The sequence below is a fragment of the bacterium genome, assembly GCA_004322275.1.
Classification (GTDB): Bacteria; Desulfobacterota; Deferrisomatia; order Deferrisomatales; family BM512; genus SCTA01.
Map to the genome: position 1 here is coordinate 108,708 of SCTA01000005.1, position 15,830 is coordinate 124,537.

General features: G+C 59.5%; 9 protein-coding genes and 1 tRNA gene. 5 read left to right on the top strand and 5 right to left on the bottom strand.

What is annotated here, in order from left to right:
* Positions 1-18 precede the first annotated feature (18 nt).
* The 4 genes from EPN96_01475 to EPN96_01490 all read left to right on the top strand — a co-directional run bounded on the left by EPN96_01475 (position 19) and on the right by EPN96_01490 (position 6,587).
* On the top strand, positions 19-300 hold the full coding sequence (locus EPN96_01475) for a hypothetical protein (GenBank protein TAL18463.1): 282 nt from the start codon (positions 19-21) through the stop codon (positions 298-300).
* A gap of 11 nt (positions 301-311) precedes the next feature.
* Positions 312-1,865: a glycogen synthase gene (locus EPN96_01480; protein ID TAL18464.1), complete on the top strand. Its 1,554-nt coding sequence runs from the start codon at positions 312-314 to the stop codon at positions 1,863-1,865.
* 6 nt (positions 1,866-1,871) lie between these two features.
* Positions 1,872-3,872, top strand: a complete 2,001-nt coding sequence (locus EPN96_01485) for a 1,4-alpha-glucan-branching enzyme (protein ID TAL18465.1) — start codon at positions 1,872-1,874, stop codon at positions 3,870-3,872.
* A gap of 153 nt (positions 3,873-4,025) precedes the next feature.
* Positions 4,026-6,587 (top strand): glycosyltransferase family 1 protein, encoded by a 2,562-nt coding sequence (locus tag EPN96_01490; GenBank protein TAL18466.1) that lies wholly within the window; start codon positions 4,026-4,028, stop codon positions 6,585-6,587.
* Positions 6,588-6,885: 298 nt separating this feature from the next.
* Here the strand turns inward: EPN96_01490 and EPN96_01495 are convergent.
* The 4 genes from EPN96_01495 to EPN96_01510 form a co-directional block, all read right to left on the bottom strand.
* Positions 6,886-6,962 (bottom strand) — tRNA-Arg (locus EPN96_01495).
* Positions 6,963-7,107: 145 nt separating this feature from the next.
* Positions 7,108-10,305: a PAS domain S-box protein gene (locus tag EPN96_01500; protein ID TAL18467.1), complete on the bottom strand. Its 3,198-nt coding sequence runs from the start codon at positions 10,303-10,305 to the stop codon at positions 7,108-7,110.
* A gap of 102 nt (positions 10,306-10,407) precedes the next feature.
* Positions 10,408-10,761, bottom strand: coding sequence for a hypothetical protein (locus EPN96_01505; protein TAL18468.1), 354 nt, complete (start codon positions 10,759-10,761; stop codon positions 10,408-10,410).
* Between the two features lie 15 nt (positions 10,762-10,776).
* Positions 10,777-11,811, bottom strand: a complete 1,035-nt coding sequence (locus tag EPN96_01510) for a DUF4388 domain-containing protein (GenBank protein TAL18469.1) — start codon at positions 11,809-11,811, stop codon at positions 10,777-10,779.
* Between the two features lie 392 nt (positions 11,812-12,203).
* Between EPN96_01510 and EPN96_01515 the strand changes: the two genes are divergently transcribed.
* Positions 12,204-14,327 carry a hypothetical protein gene (locus tag EPN96_01515; GenBank protein ID TAL18470.1) on the top strand — a complete coding sequence of 708 codons (2,124 nt, stop codon included), beginning with the start codon at positions 12,204-12,206 and terminating at the stop codon, positions 14,325-14,327.
* Between the two features lie 189 nt (positions 14,328-14,516).
* On the opposite strand, the gene EPN96_01520 is transcribed toward EPN96_01515, so the two are convergent.
* A complete protein-coding gene (locus EPN96_01520) occupies positions 14,517-15,830 on the bottom strand; it encodes a hypothetical protein (protein TAL18471.1) in 1,314 nt (437 codons plus the stop codon).

Consider the following 15,830-nt stretch of genomic DNA (forward strand, 5'->3'; position numbering starts at 1 on the left):
CACAGAAAGAGACACAAAATGGCTACTCACAACGCCGGGAAAAAGAAAGTGGTTTTCTCCTGCAAGGCAAATCCGGGGGACGAAGTCTTTATCGCCGGAAGTTTCAACGACTGGGAGCCGGCCGCGATTCCGCTTGTGGACGAGAAGGGCGACGGAAATTTCCAGAAGACGCTCTTTCTCCCCAAGGGCAGGCATGAGTACAAGTTCGTCATCAACGGAGTCTGGTCTCTCGACACTTCGTGCCCCGAGTGGACCTCCAACGGCATGGGTTCCCTGAACAGCGTAATTGATGTCCAGTAGAGGAAAGCCTCATGCCTCCAGCTAAAAACCGGGCCGGGGCAAGGAAGGCGAGACAGCCGCGCATACTTATCGTCACCCCGGAAATTACCTACCTGCCCAACGGCATGGGAAACATGGCCAACCGCCTCAGCGCCAAGGCCGGAGGCATGGCCGACGTTTCGGCTTCACTGGTCTCGGCCCTCTTCGAGATGGGCGTGGACGTGCACGTCGCCATCCCCAACTACCGCCAGCTCTTCTCCATAGACATAAACCAGCTCATAAGCGACGAGCTTCGCCTCTACCAGCGCAAGCTCCCCCACGACAGGATACACCTTGCCGAGGACAGGATCTTTTACTACCGCTCCGCGGTCTACGGAAACTACGAATCTGAAAATCCCCGGCTCTCGCTGGCTTTCCAGCGCGAGGTGATAAACAACATCATACCGAGGGTCCACCCCGACCTTATCCACTGCAACGACTGGATGACCGGCCTCATTCCCGCCCACGCCCGCAGGCTCGGAATTCCCAGCCTCTTCACCGTCCACAACATCCACACCCAGCTCATGGAACTGGCGAAAATAGAGGACTACGGGATAGACGCGGCCGGGTTCTGGTTGAACCTCTACTACGTCTACCCTCCTTCGACCTATGAGGAAACGAGGGACCGTGACCCGGTGGATTTTCTGACCAGCGGCATCTTCGCGGCGCACTTCATCAACACCGTTAGCAAGTCCTTTCTGGAGGAGATAGTCGAGGGGCAGCACGACTTCATCCTTCCGCACATAAGAAACGAGCTTCGGGGCAAGTACTACGCCGGGTGCGCCACCGGGATACTCAACGCCCCCGACGGTTCCTACACCCCTTCGACCGACCCCGCCCTTCAGGTCAACTACACTTCGGCCGACCACAGGGAGGGAAAGCGCAAGAACAAGCTCCACTTCCAGAAGTCGATGGGGCTCTTCGAGGAGCAGGACGCGCCGATCTTCTTCTGGCCCTCCCGCCTAGACCCACAGCAAAAGGGGTGTCAGCTGCTTGCGGAGATACTCGAAGCCATCGTCCGGGATTACGGTTTCGAGGGGCTGCAGGTCGCAATGGTGTCAAGGGGCCCCTTCGCCCACGAGTTTCACGAGATTATAAGGTCCAGAAACCTCCAGGGAAGGGTAAGCCTGCGGGATTTCGACGAAGACCTGAGCAGGCAGGGGTTCGCCGCCGCCGATTTCGTGCTGATGCCCTCCCTTTTCGAGCCCTGCGGGCTTCCCCAGATGATAGGCATACTCTACGGCGCCCTGCCGGTGGTGCGGGAAACCGGGGGTCTCAAGGATACGGTCTTCCCGCTCGACGTGAAAAATTCCACCGGCAACGGCTTTACCTTCCGCGATTTCGACGCCGGGGGGCTCCGGTGGGGGGTAGACAGGGCTATGGATTTCTACAGGCTGCCGGAAAGCATGAGAGAAACGCAGACCAAGAGGATCATGACGGATGGAGAGAAGACCTTCCGCCACGACGTAACCGCGGCCGAGTACATCAAGCTCTACGAAAAGATGCTGGAGAGGCCCCTTGTCACCAAAGACATGGGCGCGGGGTAGGCGGCGATGAAAAACCTCCCCGGCTGGCTGGACGAATACCTTCTTCCCTACGCGGATAAAATCGCGGCGCGCGCCGCCGTCGTCGAACAGCTCGGGCGAAGACTCGGCGACCTCGTCAAATTCGCCGACGCCCACGAAGCCTACGGACTCCAGGGGTGCGCGGGCGGGGGCTGGCGCTTTAGGGAGTGGGCTCCGGGCGCTACGGATATTTACCTCATCGGGGATTTCAACGGATGGCGGGAAAGCGAGGAATACCGCCTCCAGCGGACCGGGGGAGGCGACTTCGAGGGGTGTTTTCCCGAGGAATCCTTCAGCCACGGGCAGCACTACAAGCTCGGGGTACACTGGCGCGGAGGCTACGGAGAGAGGATTCCTGCGTGCGCAAGAAGGGTGGTTCAGGACAACGCCACCAAAATCTTCTCGGCGCAGGTATGGAAGCCCGAAAACCCCTTCCGGTGGGAGTTTCCGCGACCTCCCTCCCCGAAAACGCCGATAATCTACGAGGCCCACGCCGGCATGGCCGAAGAGCGAGAGGGGGTGGGAACCTGGGTCGAATTTCGCGACAACCTCCTCCAGCGCATAGCCGACGCCGGCTATAATACCCTGCAGCTAATGGCCGTCGCCGAGCACCCCTACTACGGCTCCTTCGGCTACCACGTATCGAGCTTTTTCGCCCCCTCTTCCCGCTTCGGCACCCCCGAGGAATTCAAATCGCTCATCGACCGCGCCCACGCGCTCGGCCTTTGCGTTATAATCGACCTCGTCCACTCCCACGCGGTGAAAAACGAAAACGAGGGCCTCTCCCGTCAGGACGGCACCGATCACCTCTATTTTCACTCCGGCCCGAAAGGGCTCCACCCCCTCTGGGACTCGCGCCTCTTCGATTACGCGAAGCCGGGAGTGCTCCGGTTCCTCCTCTCGAACTGCCGCTACTGGCTTACCGAGTTTAACCTCGACGGCTTTCGCTTCGACGGGGTGACGAGCATGCTCTACACCCACCACGGGGCGAACAAGAACTTCACCTCCTACGACGACTACTTCACCGGCGAATTCGACACCGACGCCTTCGCTTATCTCGCCCTCGCCAACCTCCTCATACATGAGATATACCCCGGTGCGATTACGATCGCCGAAGACGTGAGCGGCGCGCCGGGGCTGGCCGCACCGGTGAGCGAGGGGGGCGCGGGGTTTGACTACCGCCTTTCGATGGGGATACCGGACGTCTGGTTCAAGGTCGCCGAAACCCTGCGTGACGAGGAGTGGGACATAGGGGGAATATGGTTCGAGCTTACGCGCAGGAGAAGGGAAGAAAAAACCATCTCCTACGTCGAGAGCCACGATCAGGCCCTCGTCGGCGGCAAGACGATGCTCTTCAAGCTGGCCGACGCGAGGGTCTACACGGCGATGGAGGAGACCAGCGGCGACCTCGCCATCGACAGGGCCATAGCCCTCCACAAGATGATGCGCCTTTTCACCCTCGTCGCCTCCGGCGGGGGGTATCTCACCTTCATGGGCAACGAATTCGGCCACCCCGAGTGGATAGATTTCCCCAGGGAGGGCAACGGCTGGTCCTACAAGTTCGCCAGAAGGCAGTGGAGCCTTCGGGACGACCCGCGCCTCCGCTACCGCTTCCTCGCGGATTTCGACCGGGAGATGCTCCGGCTCTTCACGAATCCCGACAGGCTTTTCGGGAGCTGGCCGAGGGTTCTGGACCTCATAGCGTCCGACAAGGTTGTGGCCGTGGAGCGCGGCGGCCTCTTCGTCATCTTCAATTTTTGCCCTCACTCCTCCTACACCGACTACGGAGTGGCGCTGCCTCCGGGCTCCTACACCCTGCTTATGGACTCGGACGAAAAGAGGTTCGGAGGGTTCGACAGGATTTTACCGGGGCAAAGGTATTTCACTTTCCCAAGAAGGGCGGGAAGCGAGATGATGCACGTTGCGAATTTTTATCTGCCCAGCCGTACGGCTATCATCCTCGAAAGGGATTCCAGTGGGAGCCGTTGAAAAGCGTCGCGAGAAGCCCGGACTACTCCAGCACGCTATTTCGGCGAAGGGCAAGGAGTCCGCAGGGCGCGCAGTCGAAGGCAGTATCGTTTATACGCCGAGACTCGCGCCCGAGAAACGACACAGCCATTCGCCGAAATCGGAGAATAAATAATGAAGGTGCATCCGTTCAGCATAGTACCCAAGGTGCCGGACCTCCTCTCCCCGCTTAAGGAGATAATGTTCAATCTCTGGTGGAGCTGGAATCCCGAGGCGGTCGACCTCTTCCGGCGCATAGACCACGAGATGTGGTCCAAAACCGCCCACAACCCCGTGGCGATGCTCGGCATGGTCTCGCAGCAGAGGCTCCGGGAGCTGGCGCAGGACCCGCCTTTCATAGCCCACATGGAGAGGATAAGCGAAGCCCTGAAGGAGTACCTCGACACCGCCCCAAAATCGGATATGACCGACGGGGAGCCGTGCGATTTCGACGGAAGCTGCCTGGCCTACTTTTCAATGGAATACGCAATCCACGAGTGCCTCCCGATCTACGCGGGCGGCCTCGGGGCGCTCGCGGGCGACCACGTGAAGAGCGCCAGCGACCTCGGCCTCCCCCTCGTGGCCGTCGGCCTTCTCTACCGGCAGGGCCACTATCACCAGTACCTCTCCTACGACGGCTGGCAAAAGGAGGTCTATCTGGAGAACGACTTCCACAATATGCCGCTGACGCTGGTGCGGGGCGAGGACGGCGAGCCCGTGGTCATCGAGGTGAAGATTCAGGAGGAGACGGTCCGCCTGCGCGCCTGGGTGGTGAAGGTCGGGAGGGTTCCGCTTTACCTTCTCGACGCGAACCTGGACGAAAACACCCCAAGCATGAGGGAGATAACCTCCCGCCTCTACGCGCCCGGCGCGGCGATACGCCTCCAGCAGGAGATAGTCCTCGGAATCGGCGGCGTGAGATTCCTCCAGAAGATCGGCAAGTCTCCCAGCGTCTTCCACATGAACGAGGGCCATTCCGCCTTTCTGGCCCTCGAACGGGCGAGAATCACGATGACGGAGTTCGGCCTCTCCTTCGAGGAGGCGATCGAGGCCATACGCGCCGGAAACATCTTCACCACGCACACCCCGGTACAGGCTGGAATAGATCACTTCCCGGCAGACCTCATAAAGGCCCAGCTAGGCCAGGAACTCATACATATGGGGATACCGATGGAAGGGGTGATGCGCCTCGGCCTCAGCGACCCCTCGCAGGGGCAGCAGGACCTTTCGATGGCGGTGCTTGCCATACGGACCAGCATCTACCGCAACGGCGTAAGCCGCCTTCACGGAGTGGTGGCGCGCAAGATGTGGGCGGACGTGTGGCGCGGGACGCCGGTGGACGAAGTCCCCATCGGCCACGTCACCAACGGCATCCACGTGCGGACCTGGCTCTCGGACGAGATGGCGAGACTCTATTTCCGTTATCTCGGCCCCCAGTGGATGAACGAGACCAACAGCGAAAAAACCTGGGAGCGCATCCACGAGATACCGGACAACGAACTCTGGCGCGCCAAAGAGAGGCTCAAGCAGCGCCTCATCGGCTACGTGAGGAAGAACCTTCCCAAACACCTCGCCCGGCGCGGCTGCGCCCAGAGCGAGGTCTGCTCCGGCGAGCAGGTGCTCGACCCCGAGGCGCTCACCATAGGGTTTGCGAGGCGCTTCGCCTCCTACAAGCGGGCGGCTCTCATCTTCCGCGAGCCGGAGAGGCTCTACAAGATACTCGGCGACAAGGACAGACCCGCGCAGATAGTCTTCGCGGGCAAGGCGCACCCCGCCGACGACGAAGGCAAAAAGCTCATCCAGCAGATAATACGCTTCTGTAGGCAGAGGGAATTTCGCGACCGGGTGGTTTTCGTAGAGGACTACGACATAAACATCGCCAGATATCTTGTGCAGGGCGTGGACATCTGGCTGAACACCCCCAGAAGGCCGCTCGAAGCCTGCGGCACCAGCGGAATGAAGGTCATACCCAACGGCGGCCTCCATCTTAGCGTACTCGACGGCTGGTGGGACGAAGCCTACACCAACGAAGTCGGGTGGGCGATAGGCAACGGCGAAGAGCAGGGCGACCTGGAGACCCAGGACCAGCTAGACAGCTACGACATCTACGAGGTCCTCGAACAGGACATAATTCCGCTCTTCTACGACAGGCTCGAAGAAGAGGTGCCGATCGGCTGGGTCAAAAAGATGAAGCGGGCGATGGCAACCCTCATCCCTGTCTTCAACACCGACCGGATGGTGAGCGAATACGCCGAAAAATATTACAAGCCCGCCATAAAATATCGAAGGCGCATCGGGGCGGAGAACTACCGCGCCGCCATGCACCTCGCCAAATGGAAAAAGAAGGTCCAGACCGCCTGGCCGAACGTCGCCGTCACCAAGGTCGAAGAACTCAGCCGCAAGGAGACGCCGATAGGGGAGCCGCTCGAGATAAGCTGCACGGTGGCTCTGGGCGGCCTCGAAAACGACGACGTGCGCGTCGAGGCCTACTACGGCCCGCTCGACAACAGCGGCGAGATATCCTCCCCCAAATCCCACCCCCTCCACTTCGACATGAAAAAAGACACCGGCGAAGTGGTCTTTGGCGGGACGATACTGGGCGAAGAGGTGGGGCGCAACGGTTTCGCCATCAGGGTCAGACCGACCCATCCCAATCTTGTGAACGAGCCGGATTCGGGTCTGGTGATCTGGGGATAGTTGCCCTCGCAAGGATAATAAATAAGTATACTGCCCAAAATGCCGCCCCCGACTTCTAATCCGCTTCCCTTTTTTTTCATAGGGAGAAAAGAGGGAGAAAATTCCTTTAAAAAAATAACAGTAGTGCCCGTCGGGATGGACTCGGATTTGAAGGGCATTTCAAATCCTCGGGGCTTCGCCCCAGCCCTTTGGGCTGTCCAATTCGACATTCGGCGAATTGGACAGCCCAAAGGGGTTCTCACCCGACGAGCTAATAAGCAAAAAAGCCATCCCTTGCGGGGTGGCTTTTTTGCTTAATTGGCGCGCCCGGAGGGATTTGAACCCCCGGCCTGCGGATTCGAAGTCCGACGCTCTATCCGGCTGAGCTACGGGCGCATGGTGGTCTGAAATCTATACTTTTCGGTAGGGCGGGTCAAGGGCGTGCCGGAACCCGGCCTACGGATGGACTCGGATTTGAAGGGTGTTTCAAGTCCTCGGGGCTTCGCCCACGGTCTTTCAACCCGGCTTTTTAGCAGGTTCTCTATTCGTCTTTTCTTTTTTGCCGTTTCCCGGCGGTTTCTTCCAGCACGCGGTAGATTTCGTCTACGTCGATGGGTTTGGTTACGTAGTCGTCCATGCTGGCGGCGAGGAATTTTTCCCTGTCGCCGGTGATGGCGTGGGCGGTGAGGGCGACTATGAGGATATCCGGCGGTATGCCGGGTATCGTCCCTTCGCGGATGCGCCGGGTGGTTTCGAGGCCGCCCAGGACGGGCATCTGGATGTCCATGAGGACGAGGTCGAAGGGCTCTTTCGCGAGGGCTTCGAGGGCTTTCTGGCCGTTTGCCGCGACGGTAACGATGTGGCCTTCGGACTCCAGAAGGTCTCTGCCGACCATCTGGTTTACCGGCTCGTCTTCGGCGAGGAGGATTCTGAGTCCGGAGGGTCTGGGCTCGGTCGCCTTTGCCTCGGGCTGGTCTCTCACGGCGGGCGGGGCGGCCGCTTCTTCAAATTCGGCGGTTATGAAAAAGGTGCTTCCCGAGCCCGGTTCGCTGTTCGCCCATATCCTGCCCTGCATGAGAGTTACAAGCTGGCGGGAGATGTTCAGGCCGAGGCCGGTTCCTCCGTGTTTGGCGTGGTGGGAGAGGCCGGACTGGTAAAAGGGGTCGAAGATTGTTTCGAGTTTGTCGCAGGGTATCCCGACGCCGGTGTCCGAAACCTCGAAGAGGAGGCGAAAGCGCCCGGCCGTAGTGGCGGGCGGGGCGGTGTCGAGAGTGACCTTTACCGATACCGAGCCGTCTTCGGTGAATTTTATGGCATTTCCTATGACGTTGGTGAGGATCTGCCCGAGCCGCCCCCAGTCGCCGCAGACGTATTTGGGAACGTCGTGGGAAATTGTGCGGTAAAGGGAAACTCCTTTCTGGGATGCGATGGCGCCGAGGGTCGAGAAGACGGTGCCGAGCTTTTCCAGCAGGTTGAAATCCTCGCAGTGCAGCTCGACTTTCCCGGCTTCTATCTTTGAGAAATCGAGGATGTCGTTGACTATGTCGAGAAGAGACCTGGCCGAGTACTTTACCAGAGCGAGGTACTCGCGGGCCTTGGGGGAGAGCTCCTCCATGAGGGCCAGTTCGGTCATGCCGATGACGCCGTTCATCGGCGTGCGTATCTCGTGGCTCATCCGGGCCAGAAAGTCGCTCTTGGCGCTGTTGGCGGCGGCGGCGGCGTTGCGGGCCTGCAAGATTTCGAGCTCGTAGCGCTTGCGCTCCGTCACGTCGTGAATCACCGAGAAGAGAAGGGTTTGGCCATTTACGTCGAAGGGGGTTGAATAGACCTCGACCCAGCGCACCTCGTCGTTCCCCACGCGGTGCGGGAAGACAAAGTAGTTCCGCTCTTCCCGCATGGCTTTTTGGAGCTCGGCGTCCACTTCTTCGGGAGACAGCCTGTTTATCTCCTGTACTCTCATCGTGCGGAGTTTTTCGCGGGAATGGCCGTAGAAGGCCGCCGCCGCGGCGTTTGCGTCCACGATGCAGCCGCTTGCCGGATCGACGATCAGCATTATCGCCCTGTGGCGCTCGAACATCTTGCGGAACCGCTCCTCGCTCTCCTTTAACGCCTCTTCCCCCAGCGCATGGGCGGCGCGCAGGCGCATTGTCCCTATGCCGTACGAGAGATCGGCCGCAAGGTCTTTTAACAGGGCGGTTTCGGCCTCCGTGAAGGGGTTTTTCTCGGTCGAGTAGACCATGAGAGCCCCGAACGCCTTGCCGCCGTCGATAAGGGGGAGGGCGAGCGAGGAGGCGTACCCCCTCTCGACGGCGTTTTTTCTCCACGGCTCGAACCGGGGGTCGTTGAGTATATCGCGGCAAAAGCAGGGCTCGCGGGTGCGAATGGCCGTTCCGGTTGGGCCGCGCCCTCTTTCGGGATCGGCCAGGGTGATGTTCAGGGACTCAAGGTAGCCGCTTTCAAAGCCCGACCAGGCCACGGGGCGCACCGATCCGGCCTTGTCGTTTTCCACGTAGCCGATCCAGGCCATCTTGTAGCCGCAGTCCTCGATGATAATCCTGCAGACGTCTTCGAGCAGCTTCTCTTCGGTCGTCGCGTGGAGCAGGGCGTGGGTGCTGTCGTTAAGGGCTTTTTGCGCGCGGTTCAACCGGAGGAGCTGCTCCTCCTGGCGCTTGCGCTCGGTTATCTCAAGCCCGTAAATGCGTATCCGGTGGGTTTGGGCTGCGTAGTGCAGCATCTGCTGGAAGCAGCGCTCGCCGACCCTTGTTTCGCGAAGGATGCTTTGCTCGTTCGCGGCCTCAAAGGAGCGCACCGCAAAGCCCAGATCAGCCAGCCACGGGTGTCCGGCCCCTCTTTCCCAAAGATCGGGGAGCAGGGTTTCGGCGGCGGGATTCATGTAATGCACCCGCCCCTCAAAATCCACTTCGGCTATCGGGTAGGGGTTCTGGGCGGGGAAAGAGGCCAGCCAGGCTCCGGTCTCCTCCGACTGTTTCTTTGCCGTCACATCCGAGAAGCAAAAGCCGAACTTCCCCTCTTCCACGGGAAAGGCGTGAACCTCAAACCACTTGCCGCCGAGTTCCCGCGAATATTTCTCGAAGCGTTTCGGCTGGCCGGTGCGGACAACTTCCGCAAAGGGTTCCAGCCAGCCGATATCGGCATTCGGCAAAAGTTCCAGAGCGGTTTTGCTCGTTGCCGTGCAGGGAGGGATTCCGGTCAGTTTGTGGAAGGAGTCGTTGACGCGAAGAAGGCGAAAGTCCCGGAGGTTGTTTTTTCCGTCGAGAATAGCTTCCGCCAGGGCGAAGCCTTCGTCCATGGCGTTGAAGAGGTCCCGGTAGGCTTTCTCGCTCTCGAAAAGCGCCTCTTCGGTCTTTTTTTCCTTCGTCCGGTCCCGGAGAACCAGAAGAACCTGCTTTATTTCCCCCTTTTCGCCTTCGGCCAGGGGATAAAAACGGACTTCAAGGTAGCGCCGTCCGCAGGACGGATAATCGACCCAGGAGTTGCGGCTGACGGATTCTCCCTTCAGGGAGCGCTCGACGTAGGGGCGCACGGCGGTTTCAAAGACGTTTTCACCGAGGACCTCCGCGACTCTGCGGCCTATGACGTCGCTCGCCTCAAGACCTCTTGATTTCACGTACGCTTCGTTGGCCGACCGAAAGATGAAGTCGCGGTCGATGACCACGAGTTCGTCCGGCGAGTCCTCGACGACCTTCGAGAATACCTGTTCGAGGCTTGTAAAGGGCATGTCACCTCTGTGAAAAATCAGGTTATCCCCCGGAGCCGCTCCGGGCGTTCGTCTTAGCGTCTCGGTGAATATGGATATTATAAGCCGCCGGGGGCCGGCCGCCTAGCCCTGCTCCGAATCAAGCTGGGAGATTATCTCGGGGATGAGCCCTGTCGCCGTCAGGGTGACGAGGTCGGTTTTTACCGTGGCGTCGCCGAGAATAATGAGAACGGCCCCCTTCCTTATGCCGAGGCATACGAGCACGTATTCCTCGAAAGAAACCGTAACGGTCTCAAGACCCTCGAAAAGCTTGTCGGGTATGTTGTAGATGCGGCCGACGACCCTTCCGACCTGTTCCATGAGGAAAGGATCGAACTCCTCGGGCATGTTGGAGTAGGCGATATTCCTGCCGCCCAGGTGGATCATGGCTCCTGCCACACCCGGAACGAATTTTATCTCCTGCAATATCTCGTTCATTCTGGCGTGCCCGGCTCAGGCGACCCTGGCGCTTTGTACCGAATGGGATAGCATGTTGATCACCTGTGTCGTGGAAACGGTGGCGAAGGTCTGCAGGCCGACTACTATCTGCTGTCCGAAGAGTATAATCAGTTTTTCGCCGGATTTGTTATTGATAACGATGTGGGTGGGGCCGGTCCAGTCCATAAGGGTGCGGACGCGCTCGAACTCCATCGACATATACGCTAAAAGAGCCCCCAGGTGGTCTCCGCTCTGCTTCTGGGCGAGCAGGGTGCCGTCGCGGAGAATTACCGCCATCTCGCGGAGCCCCTCGACGGAGAGAATCAGGGACAAAAGCTCGCCGGGCAGCTGGAACTGAAGCTTTTTCGCGGGAGTCTGCTCTTCTGCGGAGTCCTTGAGGCGGCAGCTTTCCATTATGAGGGCGTCCACCGGCTCTTTTATGGCGCGTCTTCTGGCGCTGTAGAGCTTTCGGACCTCGATGTTGGCTTTCTCCTGCCAGCACAGGACCGCCAGAGCCGCTTCACGCCCGCGCAGCGACCCGAAAAAGGCGTCGATCAACTGCCCCTGGAGGAAAAAAAGCGTTCCGATTCTCCCCCGGGAACGCACGGTGAGCGAACAGGTCTTCTGGTCGGAGGTTATTATCTGAAGAAAGTAGCCTATGTGCGCGCCTGCGGCGTAGGCCTTCGCCTCTTTCCCGGTGATGGAGATGGCCGCGTCGAGGATTTTTTTCGGCTCGGCGGGTTTCCGGGCGAGCCATATGCCCTTGAGTCCGGCAAGGTTGGGAGCCGCGTCCTTTTTCGCCAGCACGAGGAAGGGGGCGTCCGGCCTCGCCTCACGGAGAAGAGAGAGCCAGCCGGGGGCCTCCGCGTCGGAGACGCTGAGGTCTGCGAGCACCAGATCGACCGGCGTGGTGGACAGAACGTGCGCGGCCTCTTCGCCGGAGTAAGCGATACGCAGGCCGAATTGATCCGCGTCCGTGCGGGACCGAAGTTCCAGAAGGAGCGATTCTTCCAGAGCATTTTCCGAAGTTACGAGCATGATGGTGTTCATGTCGCTCCCGAAAGAACAAGAGTAACGTGAGATGAATATCGAATTTTAAAAGGAAACCGCAACTATCTGCAATTCTACCTGCTCAAAAAAGCAAACTCAACGCAAAGCTGCGAAATAGGCGAAATTTTTAAGTTTTTCACCCCGCCCACTTATCGGCAATCCTGCCCGCGAGCTACAGCATTTCCCGAATCATAAAATCAGCGGCAGTCGCCTTAGCCGGAAAGTCCGCTAAAAATGTCGCTGGCTTTTCAAAAGCCTTCTAGTGTTTTCCGGAAATAATCGGTTAATATGAAACCGCCGGTTTTCAGGCTGACTTCGTGTTTCCGGGGCATCCTCCGCTCCTTTAAATTATATTGAAGCACCTCCGCTCCATCCCAATATCCGGGACTGATATGATGCAAAAAAAGAAAAAATTCACTCTTCTTTTTGCCCTGATCATTCTGGCGTTGAGCAGCACGGCCCGCTCCCTTGAAGGCGTAAGCTGGGTATTGCCGCCCCCGAACAGCCTCGTCCCGGAAAAAACCCTTACAATACAGGGGTACGTAAAGGCTCCCCTGAAAGAGGGCGACGAACTCGTCGTAAAGCACCTCGCCAAGGGGGGCTCGTCCAGGTTCCCGGTGAGCCTTACGATGGAAGGCCGCGTCTTTTCGGCGAAAATAGAGGTCAAAGAGGGGCAAAACGACGTACTCCTCGGCAACTCGGTGCTCTCCGTCCTCTTTGCCCCCGATTCAAAGGCGAACAGGGAGGGCAAATTCACAAGGTTCAAAGCCCACGCCGCCGCCGAGAAAAAATGCGACTCCTGCCACTCTCTCTGGGAGGGGGAGATAGTAATAAACGAAGAGTTCCCCAAACTCTGCATCGGCTGCCACAAGAAGCTGGGCACGGTCGCCAGGGATATCGCGGTAAAGAGCAACGAACACACCAAAAAGGTGACGCAGTTCTGCATCGGCTGCCATCTTCCCCACGGTTCCGAGAATCCGAAGCTGCTTAAATGGGATGAACTCAAGACCTGTTCCCGCTGCCACGAAAAGCGCGGGGGCGGCGCCGGGCATGAAATCGCGGGGGGGCAGTCCTGCGCTTTCTGCCACGATTCCCACCTCTCCAGTTTTCCCTCGCTCCTCAAAAAAAGCTCTCCCCAGACTCTTTGCATCGAATGCCACAAAGACCGGGCGAAGCGCCTTCCGGGAATGAAATCGGCCCACGCTCCGGCGATGGGAGGGAAGTGTTTCGAGTGCCACCTCTCCCACAAGGGCAAGGAGCAAAAGCTTCTTAAAGAAGCTTCGGCGTCCCTGTGCATCCGGTGCCACGACAAGGCCAGGGTAAAGCTGCATGAGGAACGCCTTGGGGATTGCTCCTCCTGCCACCTCTCTCATCAGTCGGAGCGGGACAAGCTGGTGAGGAACGAGACCGCGAAGGCTTGCGTTGACTGCCATCAGGAAAAAGCCGGGAGTCAGGGCCATTTCAAAGGCGCTTCGGGGGACTGCATCACCTGCCACGATCCCCACAAGTCCACCGCCGAACTCACGGCGCAGATTTGCGGCAAGTGCCATAATTCGACCCTCTCCGAGTTCCAGAATACCCACGGAAATCTGCCGATAAAGTCCGCGTCGCAGTGCGTTCTTTGCCACAACCCCCATCTGGGAGAGGGCAATCCGGGGAAATTTTACGGGGCGCTGCATTACCCGGTGAGAAACGGCGGCTGCGGGGTCTGCCACGTTGTCGAAGATGGAAAGGTGGGGCTCCGCTACGCCAAGAGCGAAACCTGTTACCGTTGCCACGGCGACACCGTGGGCACGGCCACCGCCGCGGGCAAGGATACCGTCCACAGCCCGGTCGCCAACGACGCCTGCACCGCCTGCCACAACCCTCACATCAAGCAAAGGGACAAGATGCTGCTCATCGATCCCAAAGACCTTTGCAAGTGGTGCCACGGCGAGGAGCGGGAATCCAAGAAATTCCTTCACGGGGCGCTTAAGGACAAGGATTGCAGGGCCTGCCACCTTCCGCACATCAGCGACGCCAAGCCCCTCCTCCCCGAAAAGCAGCCCGAGATATGCATCTCGTGCCACAAAAAGACCTTCAAGACCCCGCCCGCCCAAGACAAGCTCGCGCACGGCATAGTAAAGACCGGAAAGTGCAGCGCCTGCCACGACCCGCACAGCGAGGACAACAAGGGGCTCATCAGGGGCGGCGCGGACGCGGCCTGCAAAAACTGCCACCCGAAGGTGCTGCTGGACGAGTACGGCAAGCAGTGGACCAATTACCACGGCCCTATCGCCTCGGGAAGCTGCACCGCCTGCCACGAGCTTCGCCACAGCCACAAAAAGGGAACCGGGGACAAGTTCCTGACGGCGGAGCAGCCGGACAGGGTCTGCGACCAGTGCCACGAGGTGGCGCCGAAACACATACCCCCGGATTACCTCGTAAGAGAGAGGGTCAGGCCGGACAGTTGCCTTGCTTGTCATAATCCGCATGGGGCCAGAAACAGCCTGATGCTGAAGAGGATGGCCTATTAGCCGATGCGGGTTTCCGCCCCCGGCTTCGTCATGTCCTCTCTCAAGGGCTCGCCGTAGCGATGCTACTGCCTCGCCCTCTCGTTGCGGGATTCCTCGCCGGGAACGAAAAACCGCATCGGCAAAGGCCTCACGCATTAGCTTTGGCGGAGGCACCCGCTACGGACTCCTCGCCCGGCGGCAAAATCCTTATTATCGGACTCCTCCGTTCCCAGCCAGCGCGCAGAGCATCGCCCCCCTGTAGGTGGCCTGGATTATCAGTCCGGCTCCCCGTTTTCCGGCGAAGCTGGTGAGAAGGTATCTTCGGGCGGCTTTGGCGAAATCGAAATCGCCGTGAAGCGTTCTCGCCGAGCCCTCGACGGTCAGTAGCGCCTTTATCAGCAGCGCGTACTTGTGGGGAAAGGCGACCCTGTTCCTCCTTACCGCCCCCAGTATCCCCCTTCCGATTACCCGCAGGTCCGCGTCCTTCAGCTTTCCAGTCATGGCGCTTTCCATCGCCCGGCGGATATCCTCCGCGAAGGCGGCCTCCCTCTCCCTGTCAACCCTGACGCCGAGTTTTTTCAAGTGGCGAAGCGCCAGCGGCGCGTCCTCGGCCAGAAGCCCGGCCAGAGTGCCGAAGATGGCGTGGCGTTCTTCCTCCGAAAGCTCTCCGTTTATCCCGAAGTCGAGATAGGTTATCTCCCCGCTTTCGGAGACCAGAAGGTTGGCGGGGTGGAGGTCGGCGTGAAAGAGGCCGTGGTCCAGAACCTGCCGGAGGAAAAACTCCGCGCCCTGCTCGGCCAGTTCGGGGTAGCCTTCCTCCCGCCGGAGGGAGGGGTCGGAGATCTTTTTGCCGGGGATGTACTCGGCCGTGAGGATTTTTTCGGTGGTGTGGCTCCAGAAAATTCTGGGAATGCGCGGGGAGAGAGGTGTTTTGAAATTCCGGGCGAAGCGCTCCGAGACCTCCGCCTCCCTGCGGAAATCAACCTCCGCCTCCGCGCTTTTTTGAATCTCAAGGGCGAAGGCGGGCAGATCGATATGTTTTTTGAAGAGCCCTGTCCGGTGCAGCAGGTTGGCCATACCGGCAAGCAGGCGGGCGTCGCCGAGGAGGAGGGTTTTAGCCTCGGGGCGGAGTACTTTTACCGCCACCTCTTCGCCGGTGTGAAGTCTCGCCCGGTGGACCTGACTCACCGAAGCGGAGGCCAGCGGCAGGGGCTCGAAGCTTGCGAAAAGCTCCGGCAGCGGGGCGGCAAGCTCCCTCTCGACGACGGAGCGCACCACGGAGAACTCCATCGGAGCGGCGCTGTCCTGAAGCTTTTCCATGACCGAGGCGAAAGCGGGGCCGACGAGGTCTTCGCGGATGGAAAAAAACTGGCCGAGCTTTACGAAAGCCGGTCCCAGCTTTTCAAAGGCGTTTCTTATTCCCTCGTAAAAAGGCAAGGGAGAGGAGTTCGCGAGCGAGACGAGGGAAGGATAGAAGGTGTGGCGAAAGAGCGAAAAGGAGATTTCGAGCGCCCTTAAAACCAC

Bases quoted from the DNA above. Each gene is read 5' to 3' on its own strand.
- EPN96_01475 (TAL18463.1), top strand. From the start codon at position 19: ATGGCTACTCACAACGCCGGGAAAAAGAAAGTGGTTTTCTCCTGCAAG.
- EPN96_01480 (TAL18464.1), top strand. From the start codon at position 312: ATGCCTCCAGCTAAAAACCGGGCCGGGGCAAGGAAGGCGAGACAGCCG.
- EPN96_01485 (TAL18465.1), top strand. From the start codon at position 1,872: ATGAAAAACCTCCCCGGCTGGCTGGACGAATACCTTCTTCCCTACGCG.
- EPN96_01490 (TAL18466.1), top strand. From the start codon at position 4,026: ATGAAGGTGCATCCGTTCAGCATAGTACCCAAGGTGCCGGACCTCCTC.
- EPN96_01500 (TAL18467.1), bottom strand. From the start codon at position 10,305: ATGCCCTTTACAAGCCTCGAACAGGTATTCTCGAAGGTCGTCGAGGAC.
- EPN96_01505 (TAL18468.1), bottom strand. From the start codon at position 10,761: ATGAACGAGATATTGCAGGAGATAAAATTCGTTCCGGGTGTGGCAGGA.
- EPN96_01510 (TAL18469.1), bottom strand. From the start codon at position 11,811: ATGAACACCATCATGCTCGTAACTTCGGAAAATGCTCTGGAAGAATCG.
- EPN96_01515 (TAL18470.1), top strand. From the start codon at position 12,204: ATGATGCAAAAAAAGAAAAAATTCACTCTTCTTTTTGCCCTGATCATT.